Origin of the sequence: Microbacterium sp. SA39 (assembly GCF_000967865.1) — a bacterium.
In the GTDB taxonomy this organism is placed as follows: Bacteria; Actinomycetota; Actinomycetes; order Actinomycetales; family Microbacteriaceae; genus Microbacterium.
The window spans coordinates 1-14,645 of record NZ_JXRU01000030.1 but is presented as its reverse complement, the minus strand read 5'-3'; the positions used below and the strand labels follow the sequence as shown (position 1 = coordinate 14,645).

Genomic DNA, 14,645 nt, shown 5'->3' with positions numbered 1-14,645 from the left:
CGATCCGAAGGCATCACCGCATCGGGGAGCTCATCCGCCGCGCAGCGCCTCGACCGGTTCGATGCTCGCCGCACGACGGGCCGGGTACCAGCCGGATGCCCATCCGACCACCGCTCCCAGGAGCGCTCCGCCGATGGCGACGAGAGGATCGGTCTCCGGCGCCCAGCCCTGGATCACCGCGACGACGATCACCGCCACGACACCGACGGCCGAGCCGATGATGCCCCCGATGAATCCGATCACGACCGACTCCACCATGAACTGTCTGCCGATCTGACGACGCGTGGCCCCGAGTGCGCGGCGAAGACCGATCTCGCCGACTCGTTCCATCACCGACAGGAAGGTCACGTTCGCGATGCCGAGACCGCCGGCGAGGAGCGCGATCACCCCCAGGATCAGGAAGACGATGTTCACATCCGCCTGGACGCTGTCGCTGAGATCGGACGACGACGAGGGCGCGCTGGCTTCGAGCGAGTCGGGGTCATCCGGCTGGAGCGCCACCACGGCCTGCTCGGCGACGAGCGGCCCCGCCCCGACGGCGATGCGGATCGCGAGTTCGCCCGGCGCGGCCAGTCCGAAGTCCGCTCGCCCCGTCGATTGCGGAACGATGACCGCGTCCTGAAGCTCTGATCGCGCGCCCGCGCCGTCCAGGATGCCGATCACCGAGTACGCGACGCCGGCGATGAAGACGGAAGGCTGCGAATCGACCCTGTTGACGCCCATGTCCTGCGCCGCCCGCCCGCCGAGCACCGCGACCCGGTCGGTGCGGGCCTCATGCCCCTCGTCGAAGAATCGACCGGCCACGAGGCTGCCTTCGACGACGTCCATCACATCAGGCGTCGCCGCGAACAGCCGAGGCGAGGCGACGATCGGCGCGGACGGGTCATTGACCGGCACCGTGGTGATGGTCTCGTCCTCCGCGAGCTCGAGCTCGCTCAGGAGCGCCGCGCTCTCGACGCCGGCCAGCGTGCTCACCCGCTCGGGAGAGTCCCAGGGAAGGCGACCGGCTGCCACGGTCGTGTTCTCCTGCCCCGCCTTCGCCTTCGCCGGCGCGACCACGACCTGAGTCGCGGCGACGCCGTCGAACTGACGGGCGATCTGCGCCGCCGCCGTCTGCGCGAATCCCAGAGTGGCGACCAGAGAGGCGATACCGAGGACCGTTCCGAGGATGGTCATGACGAGTCTCGCCGGGCGTGAGCCGATGTCGGCGGTCGCCTCGGCGACCAGATCCTGAAACGTGAAGCGGTCCTGGTGGGCCACGGCGGGGAGCAGCGCCGAGGGAGCCTCCGGGACCGGATCCGCGCTCACAGTTCGCTCAATCTGCCGTCGGCGATCCGGATGCGGCGTCCTGCTCGCCGGGCGACGGCGTCATCGTGGGTGATGACGATCAAGGTGAGTCCGTCGGCGTTCAGGCTCTCGAACAGCTCCATGACCTCGCCTGACGTCTGCTGGTCGAGGTTCCCGGTGGGTTCGTCCGCGAGAAGAAGCCGTGGACCGCTGACGACCGCGCGTGCGACCGCGACCCGCTGCCGTTCTCCTCCCGACAGCGAACTCGGGAAGAAGTCCACCCGGTGGCCCAGACCCACGCGGTCCAGCACGTCGCGGGCGCGCGACTCGCGCTCCGCTCGAGGCACCCCGCTGTACAGCATGGGCATGAGCACGTTGTCGAGGACCGTTCTCCGCGACAGCAGGTGGAAGGACTGGAAGACGAAGCCGATGAAGCGAGCCCGCACGGCTGCCCGTTCATCGTCCGTCAGATCACGGGTGCGGGTGCCGGCCAGGCGGTACTCGCCGACGGTGGGCCGGTCCAGCAGACCGAGAAGATTGAGCATGGTCGACTTCCCGGAACCGCTCGGTCCCACGATCGAGAGGTAGTCCCCGGCGCTGACGTCCAGGGTGGCCGCCTTCAGCGCCTGCACCTCGGGAGGGCCGGGGAACGATCGCGTGACATCTTGCAGCTCCACGAGCGGCGTACCGGGCGTCATCGTCCCACCACGACGAGGTCGCCCTCCTCGAGCTTCCCTTCCGTCGGCGTGATCTCGACCGCTCCCTCGGCAGCCAGCCCTGTCTCCACGACGATCATGCGGGTCTCCGCGTCCTCTCCGTCGCGCGGGTCGGAATCGACGACCTCGACGCGAGACTCTCCTCCGGGCCCGGCGGTCAGCGCCGCCAACGGTACCGAGAGGACGTCGCCGTCGGTCGCGCCGATCTTGATCTTCGCGCGGACGTTGCTCCCCTGCAGCTCCGTGATCTGCTCCGGCGTGAGCGGATCAGGCGCGAGCAGCACCTCCCATCGGGACTTGCTCTCCTTGCCGGGCGTCAGTTCCGAGATGACCGCTCGATGCTCAGTGCCGTCAGGCAGTTCGAAGGCAGCCTCGGCCCCGACCTCGAGGAGGCGAGCATCCGCCTCGGCGGCCGCACCGGTGAGCCGTACCGTCGCCCCGGACACCGTCATCGCCGGCCCCTCCAGCACGGCACCGCGTTCGACCGTGGTCGCGTCGACCCGTCGGGGAAGCTCGGTGAGGTACAGAACCTCGCTGGCGGGGAGGTGCGGAAGAACCTTCTGACGAGCCTCGGCGAGCGCGTCATTCGCGGAGGACAGCTGCGCACGCGCCGCGTCCAGCGCTGAACGTTCGGACGCGACGTTCTTCGGGGCGTGCAGCTGGTCTCGCTCCAGCTTCGCGGTCTGCAGATCCCACTCGGCCTGCTGGACGCCTTCGCCGGACGTGCGCGCGGCGCCCAGCGCCTGTTCCGCCGCGGCGACCTTCACGTCGGCCTGCCAGCTATCCACCTTGCTGGGGCCGGATGCCGCCGCGTCCACGGCCTGCTGAGCTGCGGCGATCTCCTTCTGCGCCGACCGCACCCCTTCCTCCGCGCCGCGGAGCGCCTCTGATGCGCCCTCCTCGGCCGGCGGCAGCGGGTAGCCGACCTGGGCGTATAGGGCACCCACCGCATTCGCGGTCGCCTCGTCGAACATGTTCGACGAGACATCCCCCGCATCGAGCCCGACGCCCACGAGCGCCTGCTTGAGCTGGAGCACATCGGGACCCGCGACTCCGACGCGCAACGTGCGGTAGGCCGGGAGCTCGCCAGGAAGCACGATGACCGGACGACCGACGACCTCCAGGGCGATCGAGAGCGCGTTGAGAGTCGCACCGACTTCCGGCACCTGCCCGGTGACGACCGCGGGCCCGGACACGGCGGAGGTGTCGAGCTTCACCTCGACGGCATCGGCATACCCGACGTCCGCACGCAGCGTCACGTCGTTGCTGAGCGGACCGAACTCGACAGGCACGGTCACCAGCCCGGCGTCCGGGGCGTCGCTCGCCGAGGACGGAGGAGCCAGGAGGAAGCGCCCGACGAGAAGGCCGGCCACCAGGCAGACGACGGCGATCAGCGCGACGAGCCACAGTGTCCGGTTCCCCCGCACGACGCGACCCCATCCGCTCACGCGTGACCGAAGGGGTGGTTCCTCCGAAGTCTCGTTCTCGTCGTCCGCCGGAACGACGTGCAGCCTCTCCGTCGGTGTCTCGTGCTCGGCCATATCACTTGCTCTGTTCGGCGGCGGCCTTGAAGGCTTCCAGCTCGGCCTTGTTGTCCGCGATGAATTCCTCCTCCAGCGCGAACTGGATCTCCAACGACTTCTCCTTGAAGGAGGTCTTCTCTCGGCACGTCAGGTCGACGAGCGCCAGCTCGATCTCGCGTTCGCCCAAGGCCGTCATCTCGGGGCTCTCTGCGATGGCTTCCGACTCCGGCGAGCTCTCCTCGCCACTGACCGAGTCGTCGCCCTCCGCATCGCCCGATTCCCCCGGCGCCGCCGCTTCCATGAGCGCGTTCTGCTCATCGAGGATGGACTGCACCGCGTCCGCCTGCGCCGTGAATCCGGGCTCTCCCGCATCGGTCATGCACGCGGCCCACTTCTTGTTGAGCGCCGCCATCTCGGGAGAATCCTGCGACTCCGACCAGAGCTCCTGCATCTTGGTCAGCAAGCCGGCGAACTCCCCGCCCTGCCACGGGTCCTCGCCCTGCACCTCGTGCTGTGCCTTCCCCTGGCATCCGCTCGTCTTCCAGTCGTACTCGTACGTCTCCGCGTCGACGGCGTCCTCGTCCGGCACCGGACCGTACAGCACCTCGTAGTATGCGGCCTCCTCAGAGTCGGACAGGGACTCGACATACTCTTCGTTCGGATCGGCGGGAGCATCCTCTTCGGTGCTCTCGGTGAACGGGCTCACCACCATGCCGTAGCCGAACTTCTCGACCCACTCCCGCTTGTCGGGTTCCCACACCACGTCGGCTTCGCCGACCGCGGCGGAGCCGTCCGCATTGACGGGCGTGTACTCGAAGCCTTCGCCGGCCATGCACTCCGCGACGACCTTCTCCACCTTGCGCTGCGTCTCGGCGAACTCCTTCTGCTGCTCCTCGGGAGAGAGGTCACCGCCCCATGCCGCCTCGAGGTACTTGCTGAGAGGCGAATCCTTGTAGTCGAGTTCGGCATCCGACCTCGTCCCGGAGCAGCCGGCGAGAGCGAGAACGAGGACGGATGCTGCCACGGCGGCGAGCGGGACGGGAAGACGCATGAGACTCCTTCAGCGTGACGGATGGGCGCCGGAGACCGGCACCGAAGCCACCACGCTAGAGAAGGTCCGTGCGGACGACATCCTCCCCGGGTACGACATCGGGATACGAAGGTACGACTTTCAACGAGCGCGCGGATGCGAGGTGGCGTAGATGTCGCGCAGCGTGTCCACCGACACGTGGGTGTAGATCTGCGTCGTCGCCACGGAGGCGTGACCGAGCAGCTCCTGCACCACGCGGACGTCGGCGCCGCCCTGCAGCAGGTGCGTCGCGAAGGAGTGACGCAGCGTGTGCGGCGACACGTCGCTGGTGATCTGGGCGCCCTCGGCCGCGGCGCGGATGATGAGCCACGCGCTCTGCCGGGACAGAGGAGCGCCTCGGGCTCCGAGGAACAGTCGCGACGACGCGCGTCCCTTCGCAGCCAGACCGGGCCGCACCCTCGTCAGGTACGCGTCCACTGCGTCCCGCGCGAACGATCCGATCGGGACGATGCGCTCCTTCGATCCCTTGCCGCGGAGGCGCAGCACATCTCCGTGCGCGAGGTCGTCGACATCGAGGTCGATCGCCTCGGACACGCGCGCCCCCGTGGCATAGAGCAGTTCGAGCAGGGCACGATCGCGGATGCCGACCGGCTCGTCCGGTGGGGGCGCCGCGAGCAGCCGCTCCACCTGATCGATCGTGAGGGCCTTCGGCAGCCGTCGCGGCGCCTTCGGCGGGCGAAGGCGGCCACTCGGATCGTCCGCCTCGATCCCCTCCCTCACGAGGAAGCGATGCCACCCCCGCACCGACGACTGCAGGCGCGCCAGACTCGTCGATGCCGGCGGCGGTTCGGCCGACGAGCGCTCTGCGATGAAGTGCCCGACCAGCGCGGGCGTGATGTCGGCGGTGTCGGCGATCCCCTGCGCGGCGAGCCACTCCAGATAGCCGTCGAGGTCACGCCGATACGCCGCGATCGTGTGTGCGCTCAGGCCGCGTTCGACCGTGACGTGACGCAGGTACAGATCGAAGGCGTGCGCGGGCAGCATCCTCAGGACCGATCGCGCAGCCTCAGCGTCGCCGCGAGCACTCCGATCGACAGGATGCCGTTGCGCATGCGCCCGGCGAGGACCGCGTCGACCGCATCCGCGAGCGGGACCCACTCGATGCGGATATCGGCTTCCTCGTCTTCTCGGGCATGCGCCGTCTCCGCCGACGTGATCCCTGTCGCGAGGAAGATGTGGATCATCTCGTCGTTCCCGCCCGGGGTGGTCCACGACGAGACGAGGGGCTCCCAGTGCTCGGCGACGAGGTCAGCCTCTTCGGCGAGCTCGCGCTGCGCCGCAGCGAGCGGTTCCTCGCCCTCCATGTCGAGGAGACCGGCGGGCAGCTCCCAGTCGCGGTGGCGGATCGGATGCCGGTACTGCTGGATCAGCAGGACACGGCCCTCGTCGTCGAGCGCGAGGATCGCCACGGCTCCGGTGTGCGCGACGTACTGCCGCCGGATCTCACCGTCTCCGTAGCGGACGCGGTCATCGCGCACGTCCCACACGGCACCGTGGAAAGCCAGATCGCTCTGCACGACCTCCGGTTCGAACGGCTCGTCGCGCAGGAGCTCCGTCGACTCACTCATCGGCGGTGACGTCGAACAGCTCGCTGGCGCGGTGCCGGTCGATCGCGGCGCCCACGAGTCCGCGGAACAGCGGGTGCGGGTCGGTGGGCCGCGAACGCAGCTCGGGGTGCGCCTGCGTGGCGATGTAGTACGGGTGCACGTCGCGCGGCAGCTCGACGTACTCGACCAGGTCGAGCTCAGGGTTCAGGCCGGAGAACACCAGGCCCGCGTCGGAGAGGCGGTCGCGGTAGGCGTTGTTGACCTCGTAGCGGTGGCGGTGGCGCTCCGATGCCTCGGGTGTGCCGTACAGCTCCCGCGCGAGCGATCCCTCCGTCAGCGCGGCCTGGTAGAGGCCGAGGCGCATCGTGCCGCCGAGGTCGCCGCCGTCGAGGATCTCGATCTGCTCGGCCATGGTCGCGATGACCGGCTCGGTGGTGTCCGGGTCGAACTCGCTCGACGAGGCCCCGTCGATGCCGGCCACGTGGCGCGCGTACTCGATCACCATGCACTGGAGCCCGAGGCACAGACCGAGGGTCGGGATGCCCTGCTCGCGCGCGAACTTCAGCGCGCCCAGCTTGCCCTCGATGCCGCGGATGCCGAAGCCCCCGGGCACACAGATGCCGTCGAGGTCGGCCAGCTGCTCCTGAGCTCCCTCGGGCGTCTCGCACAGGTCGGAGGGGATCCAGCGGATGTTGACCTTCGTCTCCTGTGCGAAGCCGCCGGCCTTGAGCGCCTCGGTCACCGAGAGGTAGGCGTCGGGCAGGTCGATGTACTTGCCGACGAGGCCGATCGTGACCTCGTGCTTCGGATTGTGCACCGCGTGCAGCACCTTGCTCCAGCGCGTCCAGTCGACCTCGTCGGCAGCCTTCTCGGCGAGGCCGAGGCGGCGCACGATGAAGGAGTCGAGTCCCTGATCGTTGAGCGTCGACGGGATGTCGTAGATGCTCGGCAGGTCGACGGTGTTGATGACGGCTTCGACGTCGACGTCGCACATCAGGGCGATCTTGTTGCGGTTGCCCGCGCTGACCGGACGGTCGCTGCGCAGCACCAGCGCGTCGGGCTGGATGCCGACCTGGCGAAGGGCTGCCACGGAGTGCTGGGTCGGCTTCGTCTTCTGCTCGCCGGAGGCGCCCATGAAGGGAACGAGGGAGACGTGCACGAAGAACACGCTGTCGCGGCCGAGCTCATGACGCAGCTGGCGTGCCGCCTCGAGGAACGGCTGCGACTCGATGTCGCCGACCGTGCCGCCGACCTCGGTGATGATCACGTCGGGGCGCGGCTCCTCGTGCGCCTGCAGGCGCATGCGGCGCTTGATCTCATCGGTGATGTGCGGGATGACCTGCACCGTGTCGCCGAGGTACTCGCCGCGGCGCTCGCGCGCGATGACCTGCGAGTAGATCTGGCCGGTCGTGACGTTGGCCGCCTGCGACAGGTTGATGTCGAGGAAGCGCTCATAGTGGCCGATGTCGAGATCCGTCTCGGCGCCATCGTCCGTGACGAAGACCTCGCCGTGCTGGAACGGGTTCATCGTGCCCGGATCGACGTTCAGATACGGGTCGAGCTTCTGCATCACGACGCGGAGTCCGCGAGCGGTGAGGAGGTTGCCCAGGCTGGCCGCCGTGAGGCCCTTACCCAAAGACGAAACGACACCACCTGTCACAAAAATGTGCTTGGTCGTGTCGTTCTTGGGCCCCGCAGAAGAAGAGTTCATCACGGGCTTCGATCCTATCAGGCAGTAGGGGCGCCGAGGCTGAGAAGTTCTCGGGCGTGGGTCAGTGCGGCATCCGAATCGGCGAGTCCGGACAGCAGGCGGGCCATCTCGGCCTCACGCTCGCCGCCCTCCAGACGACGCACGCTGGAGGCGGTGACCGCGCCATCGTTGGACTTCACGACGGACAGGTGGTTGCTCGCGAAGGCCGCGACCTGGGCGAGATGTGTCACAGCGATGACTTGCGACTTCTCTGCGAGTCGGGCGAGTCGCCGGCCCACTTCGATCGCCGCGGCACCGCCGATGCCCGCGTCGACCTCGTCGAACACGAACGTGGGTACGGGGTCTGTTCCGGCGATCACGACCTCGATCGCCAGCATCACGCGGGAGAGCTCGCCCCCGGACGCGCCCTTGCCGACGGAGCGGGGCTCGGCGCCCGGATGCGGTGCCAGCAGGATCGAGACGTCGTCGCGCCCGTGGGTGCTCTCGGCGCCTTCGGCGACCGCGACCTCGAGGCGGGCATCGGGCATCGCCAGGGCGTGCAGTTCCTCGGTCACGGCTGCCCCGAGCCGCGCGGCCGCAGCAGTCCGCTCGGCGGTGAGCGCGGCGGCATGCGTGTCGAGCTCGGCGCGCACGGCGTCGCGCTCGGCGACCAGCCGCTCGATGCGCTCTCCGTCGTCGTCGAGCTCGGCCAGGCGAGCGGAACCCGTCTTCCAGACCTCGAGGGCTTCGTCGAGTGACCCGTGCGCTCGGATCAGCGTTCCCAGCGCGGCACGGCGCTCCTCGACCGCCGCAAGCTCGTGCGGACCCGTCTCGTCGAGGTCGGCGAGATACGCGGAGAGGAGCCCGGCGATATCGGCGATCCGGTAGCCGATGTCGGCGAGGCTCTCCGCGATCTCGGCGAGCTTGGTGTCGGAGACGCGTTCCAGCAGCCGGCGAGCTTCTGCGACGAGGGCGGAGGCGTCGGGTTCGCCGTCCTCGCTCGACAGCGCACTGTGCGAGAGCGAAGCCGCGAGTCGCAGCTCCTCGGAGTTGGCGAGACGCTCAGCGCGTTCGCTGAGCTCCTGGTCCTCCCCCGGCTCCGGTGCCGTCGCCTCGATGAGGGTGAGCGCCTCGCGGAGACGCGCCGCTTCTTCTGCTCGACGGTCGCGGTTCTCGGAGATCTCGGTGATCTCGGCATCGAGCGCCCGCCAGCGCGAGAAGGATGCCGAGTAGGCGTCGAGCGCCTTCGCGATGGGGGCGCCGCCGAATCGATCGAGCGCGTCTCGCTGTGCAGCCGCGGACCGCAGCCGGAGCTGCTCGGATTGACCGTGCACGACGACGAGTTCCTCTGCGAGAGCCGACAGGACGCCCGCGGGGGCGGCTCGCCCTCCGACGCTGGCGCGGCTGCGACCCTCGGCGCTCAGGGTGCGCGACACGTAGAGCTCTGCGCGGTCGGCGCCCGCGGGTTCGAGTTCGCCACCGGCATCCGTCACGATGTCGGCGACATCGCCCTTCTCCGGGACGATCCACACTCCGGCGACCGACGCCTGGGCGGACCCGGCACGGACGGCTCCGGAATCGGCGCGCTGGCCCAGCAGCAGGCCGAGACCGGTGACGACCATCGTCTTCCCCGCCCCGGTCTCGCCGGTGATGGCGGTGAATCCTGGGCCGAGGGGCAGCACGGCGTCGGCGATGACACCGAGGCCCTGCATCCGCATCTCCTCGATCATGACGTCTTCCCCGGCTCCTGGCCGCGCCAGCCCTCGACAGGTAGGCGGAACTTGCGCACCAGGCGATCCGTGAACGCGGTCGGATGAAGGCGCGCCAGACGCACGGGACGCGATGAGCGCCGCACGACGACGCGTGCACCGGGTGGAAGGTCGTGCGAGCGCCGGCCGTCGCACCACAGGATGCCTGAGCCGTCCGTGCGCTCCAGCATCTCGATGGCCACCGCTGCGTCGGGGCTGACCACGAGAGGCTTGGCGAAGAGGGCATGCGCCGACAGGGGGATGACGGCGATCGCCTCGACGCTCGGCCAGATGACCGGGCCTCCGGCGGAGAAGTTGTAGGCGGTGGATCCCGTGGGTGTGGAGACGACCATGCCGTCGCAGGCGAAGCTCGACAGCGGTCGGCCATCGATCTCGAGCACGACCTCGATCATCCGCTCCCGGCTGGCTTTCTCGACCGTCGCCTCGTTCAGCGCCCAGGTGTCGAAGACGACCGCGCCGGCGGCATCCTTCACCCGGACAGACAGGGCCAGACGCTCCTCGACCTCGTAGTCGCGGTCGATCACGCGGCGCACGGCGTCGTCCATGTCGTCGCGGTCGATCTCGGCGAGGAAGCCGACGTGCCCCATGTTGATCCCGAGAACCGGCGCGCCGATGTCGCGGACGAGTTCGGCCGCGCGCAGGATCGTCCCGTCGCCGCCCAGCACGATCGCCAGTTCGAGCGGTGTGGCCTGCGAGGAGTCGTCCAGCACGTCGACATCGGCGAAGAACGGGTCGACGGCGGCGAGGGCGTCGTGGTCATCGCGGGCCAGCACCGGTTGCGCCCCTGCACCGCGCAGCGCGTCGATGACACGACGCGCGGCTTCCACGGTGTCGACGCGGCGGGCGTGGGCGACGACCAGGATCCTGCGCTCGTTCATCGTCCTCCTGCCAGTCGGTTGATGCTGTCCAACCATTCTGTCGGATTGCTGCCGCGTCCCGGCGCGAGGTGCACGAGATACTCGGCATTCCCATGCGTGCCGAGTATCGGGGACGGAAGTATGCCGAGCATGCCGAGCCCGACGTCCCACGCAGTCCACACGGTGCGGGCGACGGCATCCGCCCGGGTTGCGGGGTCGGTCACGAGGCCGCCGCGCACGGCGGTGCGCCCGACCTCGAACTGCGGCTTCACGAGAAGCAGGATGTCGGATGCCGGTGCGGCGACGGCCGCGACGGCGGGGAGCACGAGCTCCAGCGAGATGAAGGAGAGATCGCCGACCACGAGTTCCGGCGCCTGCTCCTCACCGGTGGCCTCCGCCAGGTTCTCGGGCGTCATGTATCGCACGTTGTAGCCCTCGACAGCGACGACCTCGGGGTCGGCGGCGACCGAGGGAGCGAGCTGTCCGTGTCCCACGTCGACAGCGAGCACGCGACGGGCGCCGCGCTCGCGCAGCACCTGGGTGAAACCGCCGGTGGAGGCGCCCATGTCGAGCGCGAGACGTCCCTCGACGGCGACGCCGAAGCCGTCCAGTCCGGCGATGAGCTTGTGCGCTGCGCGGCCGACATAGTGATCGGCTCCGGCGATCGTGATCTCTGCGGTGTCGTCGACCGGGGTCGAGGACTTCACGACGGGCCGGCCGTCGACGCTCACGAGCCCTTCGGAGATGAGGGTGGCGGCGTGGCTGCGCGAACGGGCGAGTCCTCGTGCGGCGAGGGCGGCGTCGAGTCGCGTCATCGGCTTCCCGGAGTCTCCCGCTGCTCGAGCTTCGCACCGCTTTCGAGGCGGCGCGACAGCTCATCGTGCAGAGCCGAGTAGGCATCGGCTCTCGCAGGGAGCGGCTGCCCTTCGATCAGGCGCAGGCGACTCCACAGGCCGTCGGTCGGCGCACTCGTCGTCTGATCGCTCACGGTCCTACTGTACGCGGCGCCTCCGACGAGACGGGAAGCCACGACGGTCCCCGCTCAGGGACGGTGGAACGGGTCGTCGTAGAGATGTTCCGGCACACGGAGCACGAAGACCGGGGTGCCGGATGCCCAGATCGCGGCTGCAGCGGCGCGGAGCAGATCGATCTGCGCACCCGCGTCTGCGACGATCTCGACGTCGGCACCGGAGACCCTCACAGCCGCGCCGTTCACGTGGAACGCGCCATCCTTCTCGGCGACCTCGGGATACGGCTCATGCAACTCGCGGAGGTCGCCGAGGATGAACGTCGGACGCGAGCCCTCGGGCGCCGCGAGCACGTGCTTGGGCCGGTCGATTCCCGTGAGGACGAGCGCGGAGTCGATCCCGGCACGGTTCGCCCCCATGATGTCGGTGTCGAGCCGGTCGCCGATGAAGAGCGCCTTCTGCGCGCTGAAACGCGCGAGAGCCTCTTCGAAGATCGGGATCTCGGGTTTGCCGGCGACCGTCGCCAGACGACCGATGGCGGTGTGCACGGCCGAGACGAGCGTGCCGTTGCCCGGAGCGACGCCGCGCTCGCGCGGAATCGTCCAGTCCGTGTTGGTGGCGATCCACGGGATGCCGCCGTCTTCCTCGGGAACCTTGAGGGCGAACGCCGCCTCGGCCAGATCGGTCCAGGCGACCTCGGGGGCGAAGCCCTGCACGACGGCGGCCGGCGAGTCCTCGGCGCTGCGGGTGACCGTGTATCCGGCCTTCGTGACCTCGTCGACAAGCCCGTCGCCTCCGACGACGAGGATCGTCGCCGGAGCCGGAAGGATGCTCGCCAACAGGCGCATGGCAGCCTGCGGACTGGTGACGACATCGGATGCCGCCACGTCGAGGCCGAGGCTGGTCAAGTGCGCTGCGACGGAGGCATCCGTGCGCGCGGCATTGTTGGTGATGTAGCCGAGCCGAGCGGATTCGCCCGCCCGGTTCAGGCTCTCGACCGCATGCGGCAGGGCTCCGGGACCGGCGTAGACGACGCCGTCCAGGTCGGCCAGGACGGTGTCGATGCCCTCGAGAGGCGTGGGCGTGGTCGGACGCTTCCGAGAGAAGAGCGCCATCACGCGTCCCGCTCCGTGCCCTCAGCCTCTTCCTCGTCCGTGTCGGCGGTGCCGTCGTCTTCTGTGTCGTCGTCCTCGCCGAGGAGTTCGCGCACCTCGTCTTCGACAGTCGGTTCCGGGACAGCGGTCGGCTCGTCGGTGGCCTGCCCGCCATCGGCTTCTGCGTCGTCGGCCGGCGCGTCCTCGTGGGTGGCAACGGCGTCCGTCGGCTCGGCGATCTCGTCGTCGTCGGGGAATTCGCCCTCGATGAGGCCGTCCTCGATGATGATCTCTTCGTCTCCTGCCTCATCGACACCGAGCGCCTCGGCAGCGACCTCGGCGCGGTGCGCCCAGAACGCGGCCTCCTCGTCACGACCGAGGTCCTCGAGCACGGCGGCGCGCGCCGCGAAGAGCGCAGGACTCCACTCGAAGGCCCGGTCGGGATCGAGCTCCGGGATCTCGAGCTCGCCGAGAGCGAGCTCGAGGTCACCCTGATCCAGTCGTGCGCCCGACATCGCGATGGCGAGCGAGACGCGCACGGGAGTGGTCAACGCGGACCGGTCGACCGCGCGTCCGGTCTCGAGGGCACGGTCGGGCCGGCCGATACCGCGTTCGCTGTCCACCATCAGGGCGATCTGATCGTCCTTGCCGGAGATCCGGCGATAGGTGCGCAGCTCACGTAAGGCAAGCGCGAAATCCTCAGTCGCGTAGGCGGTGATGCCGAGCGTCTCGCGGACGATCGCGATACGGCCGGCACGGCGAGATGCTGCCAGCGCGTGCTCGTGCGCCAGAGCCGGGTCCTCGTCGATCAGCTGGGAAGCCATCGCGAGGTGACGCGCCACCAGTTCGGCGTTCTCCTTGCTCAGCGTCTTGAGCTCGTTACGGGCCGACGTGTGCAGATCGCGAGCAGTGACCTCGTCAGGGATGTGGGGGTCATTGAACCGCGGACGCTCGTCGGATGCCTGAACCGGCCGCTCCCGTCCTGATCCCCCGCGCTGCGGGTAGGAACGTGCAGAGCCCCGGTCGGAACCGGAATCGCGACGCGGAGCGCGGTCGCTCGGACGGTTGTCGCCATCGCGGCGGGGGGCGGAATCGCGGCTGTACCCGCCCTCGCGGCGGGGAGCGGAGTCACGGTGGTACCCACCCTCACGGCGGGGTGCGGAGTCACGGCTAGGGCCACCGCCTTCGCGGCGAGGAGCGCCACCGGAGCGGTTGTCGCCGTCGCGACGCGAAGCGGAATCGCGGTTGTAGCCGCCGCCTTCGCGACGGGGAGCAGAGTCGCGGTTATACCCGCCGCCCTCACGACGAGGAGCGCCACCGGAGCGGTTGTCACCATCACGGCGGGGAGCGGAGTCGCGGTTGTACCCGCCCTCGCGGCGCGGAGCGGAGTCGCGGTTGTAGCCGCCACCCTCACGACGCGGGGCACCTCCGGAGCGGTTGTCACCCTCGCGACGCGGAGCGGAGTCGCGGTTGTACCCGCCCTCGCGGCGCGGAGCGGAGTCGCGGTTGTAGCCGCCACCCTCACGACGCGGGGCACCTCCGGAGCGGTTGTCACCCTCGCGACGCGGAGCGGAGTCGCGGTTGTACCCGCCCTCGCGGCGCGGAGCGGAGTCGCGGTTGTACCCGCCCTCGCGGCGCGGAGCGGAGTCGCGGTTGTAGCCGCCCTCGCGGCGCGGAGCGGTGTCGCGGTTATACCCGCCACCCTCTCGGCGCGGAGCACCGCCGGAGCGGCTGTCGCCGTCACGGCGAGGAGCTGCGTCCCGGTTATAGGCGGGACGGCCGCCGGAAGGCCGCTGACCGCGCGATCCATTGTCGTTGTCGCGACGCGGACGGCGCTCTTCCTCTTCCGGCATGATGCTCCCTGTTCTCGTATAAACGCAAAATGGCCACCCAGCGTTGGGTGGCCATTTTGTCTAAATTAAGTCCGGCGGTGTCCTACTCTCCCACAGGGTCCCCCCTGCAGTACCATCGGCGCTGTGAGGCTTAGCTTCCGGGTTCGGAATGTAACCGGGCGTTTCCCTCACGCTATGGCCGCCGAAACACTATTGATGTTTCAATCAAACACATAACAAAGTCATTGTTGTCATGCGGTTCTCGACCGTAC

Annotated in this window: 13 protein-coding genes and 1 rRNA gene; all 14 read right to left on the bottom strand. The window is 69.3% G+C overall.

What is annotated here, in order from left to right; all coding sequences use genetic code 11:
- Nucleotides 1-30: 30 nt before the first annotated feature.
- The 14 genes from RS85_RS05965 to rrf all read right to left on the bottom strand — a co-directional run bounded on the left by RS85_RS05965 (nucleotide 31) and on the right by rrf (nucleotide 14,580).
- Nucleotides 31-1,308: an ABC transporter permease gene (locus RS85_RS05965; RefSeq protein ID WP_082087511.1), complete on the bottom strand. Its 1,278-nt coding sequence runs from the start codon at nucleotides 1,306-1,308 to the stop codon at nucleotides 31-33.
- Nucleotides 1,305-1,985: an ABC transporter ATP-binding protein gene (locus RS85_RS05960; RefSeq protein WP_046012529.1), complete on the bottom strand. Its 681-nt coding sequence runs from the start codon at nucleotides 1,983-1,985 to the stop codon at nucleotides 1,305-1,307. The genes RS85_RS05965 and RS85_RS05960 overlap by 4 nt, the downstream gene beginning before the upstream one ends.
- Nucleotides 1,982-3,544 (bottom strand): hypothetical protein, encoded by a 1,563-nt coding sequence (locus tag RS85_RS05955; protein WP_235282354.1) that lies wholly within the window; start codon nucleotides 3,542-3,544, stop codon nucleotides 1,982-1,984. Before RS85_RS05955 ends, RS85_RS05960 begins: the two co-directional genes overlap by 4 nt.
- Before the next feature lies 1 nt (nucleotide 3,545).
- Nucleotides 3,546-4,577: a hypothetical protein gene (locus RS85_RS05950; RefSeq protein WP_046012528.1), complete on the bottom strand. Its 1,032-nt coding sequence runs from the start codon at nucleotides 4,575-4,577 to the stop codon at nucleotides 3,546-3,548.
- Nucleotides 4,578-4,697: 120 nt separating this feature from the next.
- Nucleotides 4,698-5,600, bottom strand: a complete 903-nt coding sequence (gene xerD, locus RS85_RS05945) for a site-specific tyrosine recombinase XerD (protein WP_046012527.1) — start codon at nucleotides 5,598-5,600, stop codon at nucleotides 4,698-4,700.
- Nucleotides 5,601-5,602: 2 nt separating this feature from the next.
- Nucleotides 5,603-6,184 (bottom strand): NUDIX domain-containing protein, encoded by a 582-nt coding sequence (locus RS85_RS05940; protein ID WP_046012526.1) that lies wholly within the window; start codon nucleotides 6,182-6,184, stop codon nucleotides 5,603-5,605.
- Nucleotides 6,177-7,874, bottom strand: coding sequence for a CTP synthase (locus RS85_RS05935; RefSeq protein WP_046012525.1), 1,698 nt, complete (start codon nucleotides 7,872-7,874; stop codon nucleotides 6,177-6,179). Before RS85_RS05935 ends, RS85_RS05940 begins: the two co-directional genes overlap by 8 nt.
- 17 nt (nucleotides 7,875-7,891) lie before the next feature.
- Nucleotides 7,892-9,583 (bottom strand): DNA repair protein RecN, encoded by a 1,692-nt coding sequence (gene recN, locus RS85_RS05930; protein WP_046012524.1) that lies wholly within the window; start codon nucleotides 9,581-9,583, stop codon nucleotides 7,892-7,894.
- The gene (locus RS85_RS05925; RefSeq protein WP_046012523.1) at nucleotides 9,580-10,500 is read right to left on the bottom strand and encodes an NAD kinase; all 921 of its coding nucleotides are present in this window, start codon (nucleotides 10,498-10,500) and stop codon (nucleotides 9,580-9,582) included. The genes recN and RS85_RS05925 overlap by 4 nt, the downstream gene beginning before the upstream one ends.
- On the bottom strand, nucleotides 10,497-11,294 hold the full coding sequence (locus RS85_RS05920) for a TlyA family RNA methyltransferase (RefSeq protein WP_046012522.1): 798 nt from the start codon (nucleotides 11,292-11,294) through the stop codon (nucleotides 10,497-10,499). Before RS85_RS05920 ends, RS85_RS05925 begins: the two co-directional genes overlap by 4 nt.
- Nucleotides 11,291-11,467, bottom strand: a complete 177-nt coding sequence (locus RS85_RS19825) for a hypothetical protein (RefSeq protein ID WP_162836764.1) — start codon at nucleotides 11,465-11,467, stop codon at nucleotides 11,291-11,293. The genes RS85_RS05920 and RS85_RS19825 overlap by 4 nt, the downstream gene beginning before the upstream one ends.
- Before the next feature lie 54 nt (nucleotides 11,468-11,521).
- On the bottom strand, nucleotides 11,522-12,562 hold the full coding sequence (locus RS85_RS05915; protein ID WP_046012521.1) for an HAD-IIA family hydrolase: 1,041 nt from the start codon (nucleotides 12,560-12,562) through the stop codon (nucleotides 11,522-11,524).
- A complete protein-coding gene (locus RS85_RS19970; protein ID WP_235282353.1) occupies nucleotides 12,562-14,394 on the bottom strand; it encodes a primosomal protein in 1,833 nt (610 codons plus the stop codon). Before RS85_RS19970 ends, RS85_RS05915 begins: the two co-directional genes overlap by 1 nt.
- 69 nt (nucleotides 14,395-14,463) lie before the next feature.
- Nucleotides 14,464-14,580: ribosomal RNA gene (gene rrf / locus RS85_RS05905) — 5S ribosomal RNA — on the bottom strand.
- Between the last annotated feature and the right edge of the window lie 65 nt (nucleotides 14,581-14,645).

Coding starts and splice junctions, on each gene's coding strand:
- RS85_RS05940 (WP_046012526.1), bottom strand. CDS start 6,184: ATGAGTGAGTCGACGGAGCTCCTGCGCGACGAGCCGTTCGAACCGGAG.
- RS85_RS05955 (WP_235282354.1), bottom strand. CDS start 3,544: ATGGCCGAGCACGAGACACCGACGGAGAGGCTGCACGTCGTTCCGGCG.
- RS85_RS05960 (WP_046012529.1), bottom strand. CDS start 1,985: ATGACGCCCGGTACGCCGCTCGTGGAGCTGCAAGATGTCACGCGATCG.
- xerD (WP_046012527.1), bottom strand. CDS start 5,600: ATGCTGCCCGCGCACGCCTTCGATCTGTACCTGCGTCACGTCACGGTC.
- RS85_RS05920 (WP_046012522.1), bottom strand. CDS start 11,294: ATGACGCGACTCGACGCCGCCCTCGCCGCACGAGGACTCGCCCGTTCG.
- RS85_RS05915 (WP_046012521.1), bottom strand. CDS start 12,562: ATGGCGCTCTTCTCTCGGAAGCGTCCGACCACGCCCACGCCTCTCGAG.
- recN (WP_046012524.1), bottom strand. CDS start 9,583: ATGATCGAGGAGATGCGGATGCAGGGCCTCGGTGTCATCGCCGACGCC.
- RS85_RS05925 (WP_046012523.1), bottom strand. CDS start 10,500: ATGAACGAGCGCAGGATCCTGGTCGTCGCCCACGCCCGCCGCGTCGAC.
- RS85_RS19970 (WP_235282353.1), bottom strand. CDS start 14,394: ATGCCGGAAGAGGAAGAGCGCCGTCCGCGTCGCGACAACGACAATGGA.
- RS85_RS05935 (WP_046012525.1), bottom strand. CDS start 7,874: ATGAACTCTTCTTCTGCGGGGCCCAAGAACGACACGACCAAGCACATT.
- RS85_RS05950 (WP_046012528.1), bottom strand. CDS start 4,577: ATGCGTCTTCCCGTCCCGCTCGCCGCCGTGGCAGCATCCGTCCTCGTT.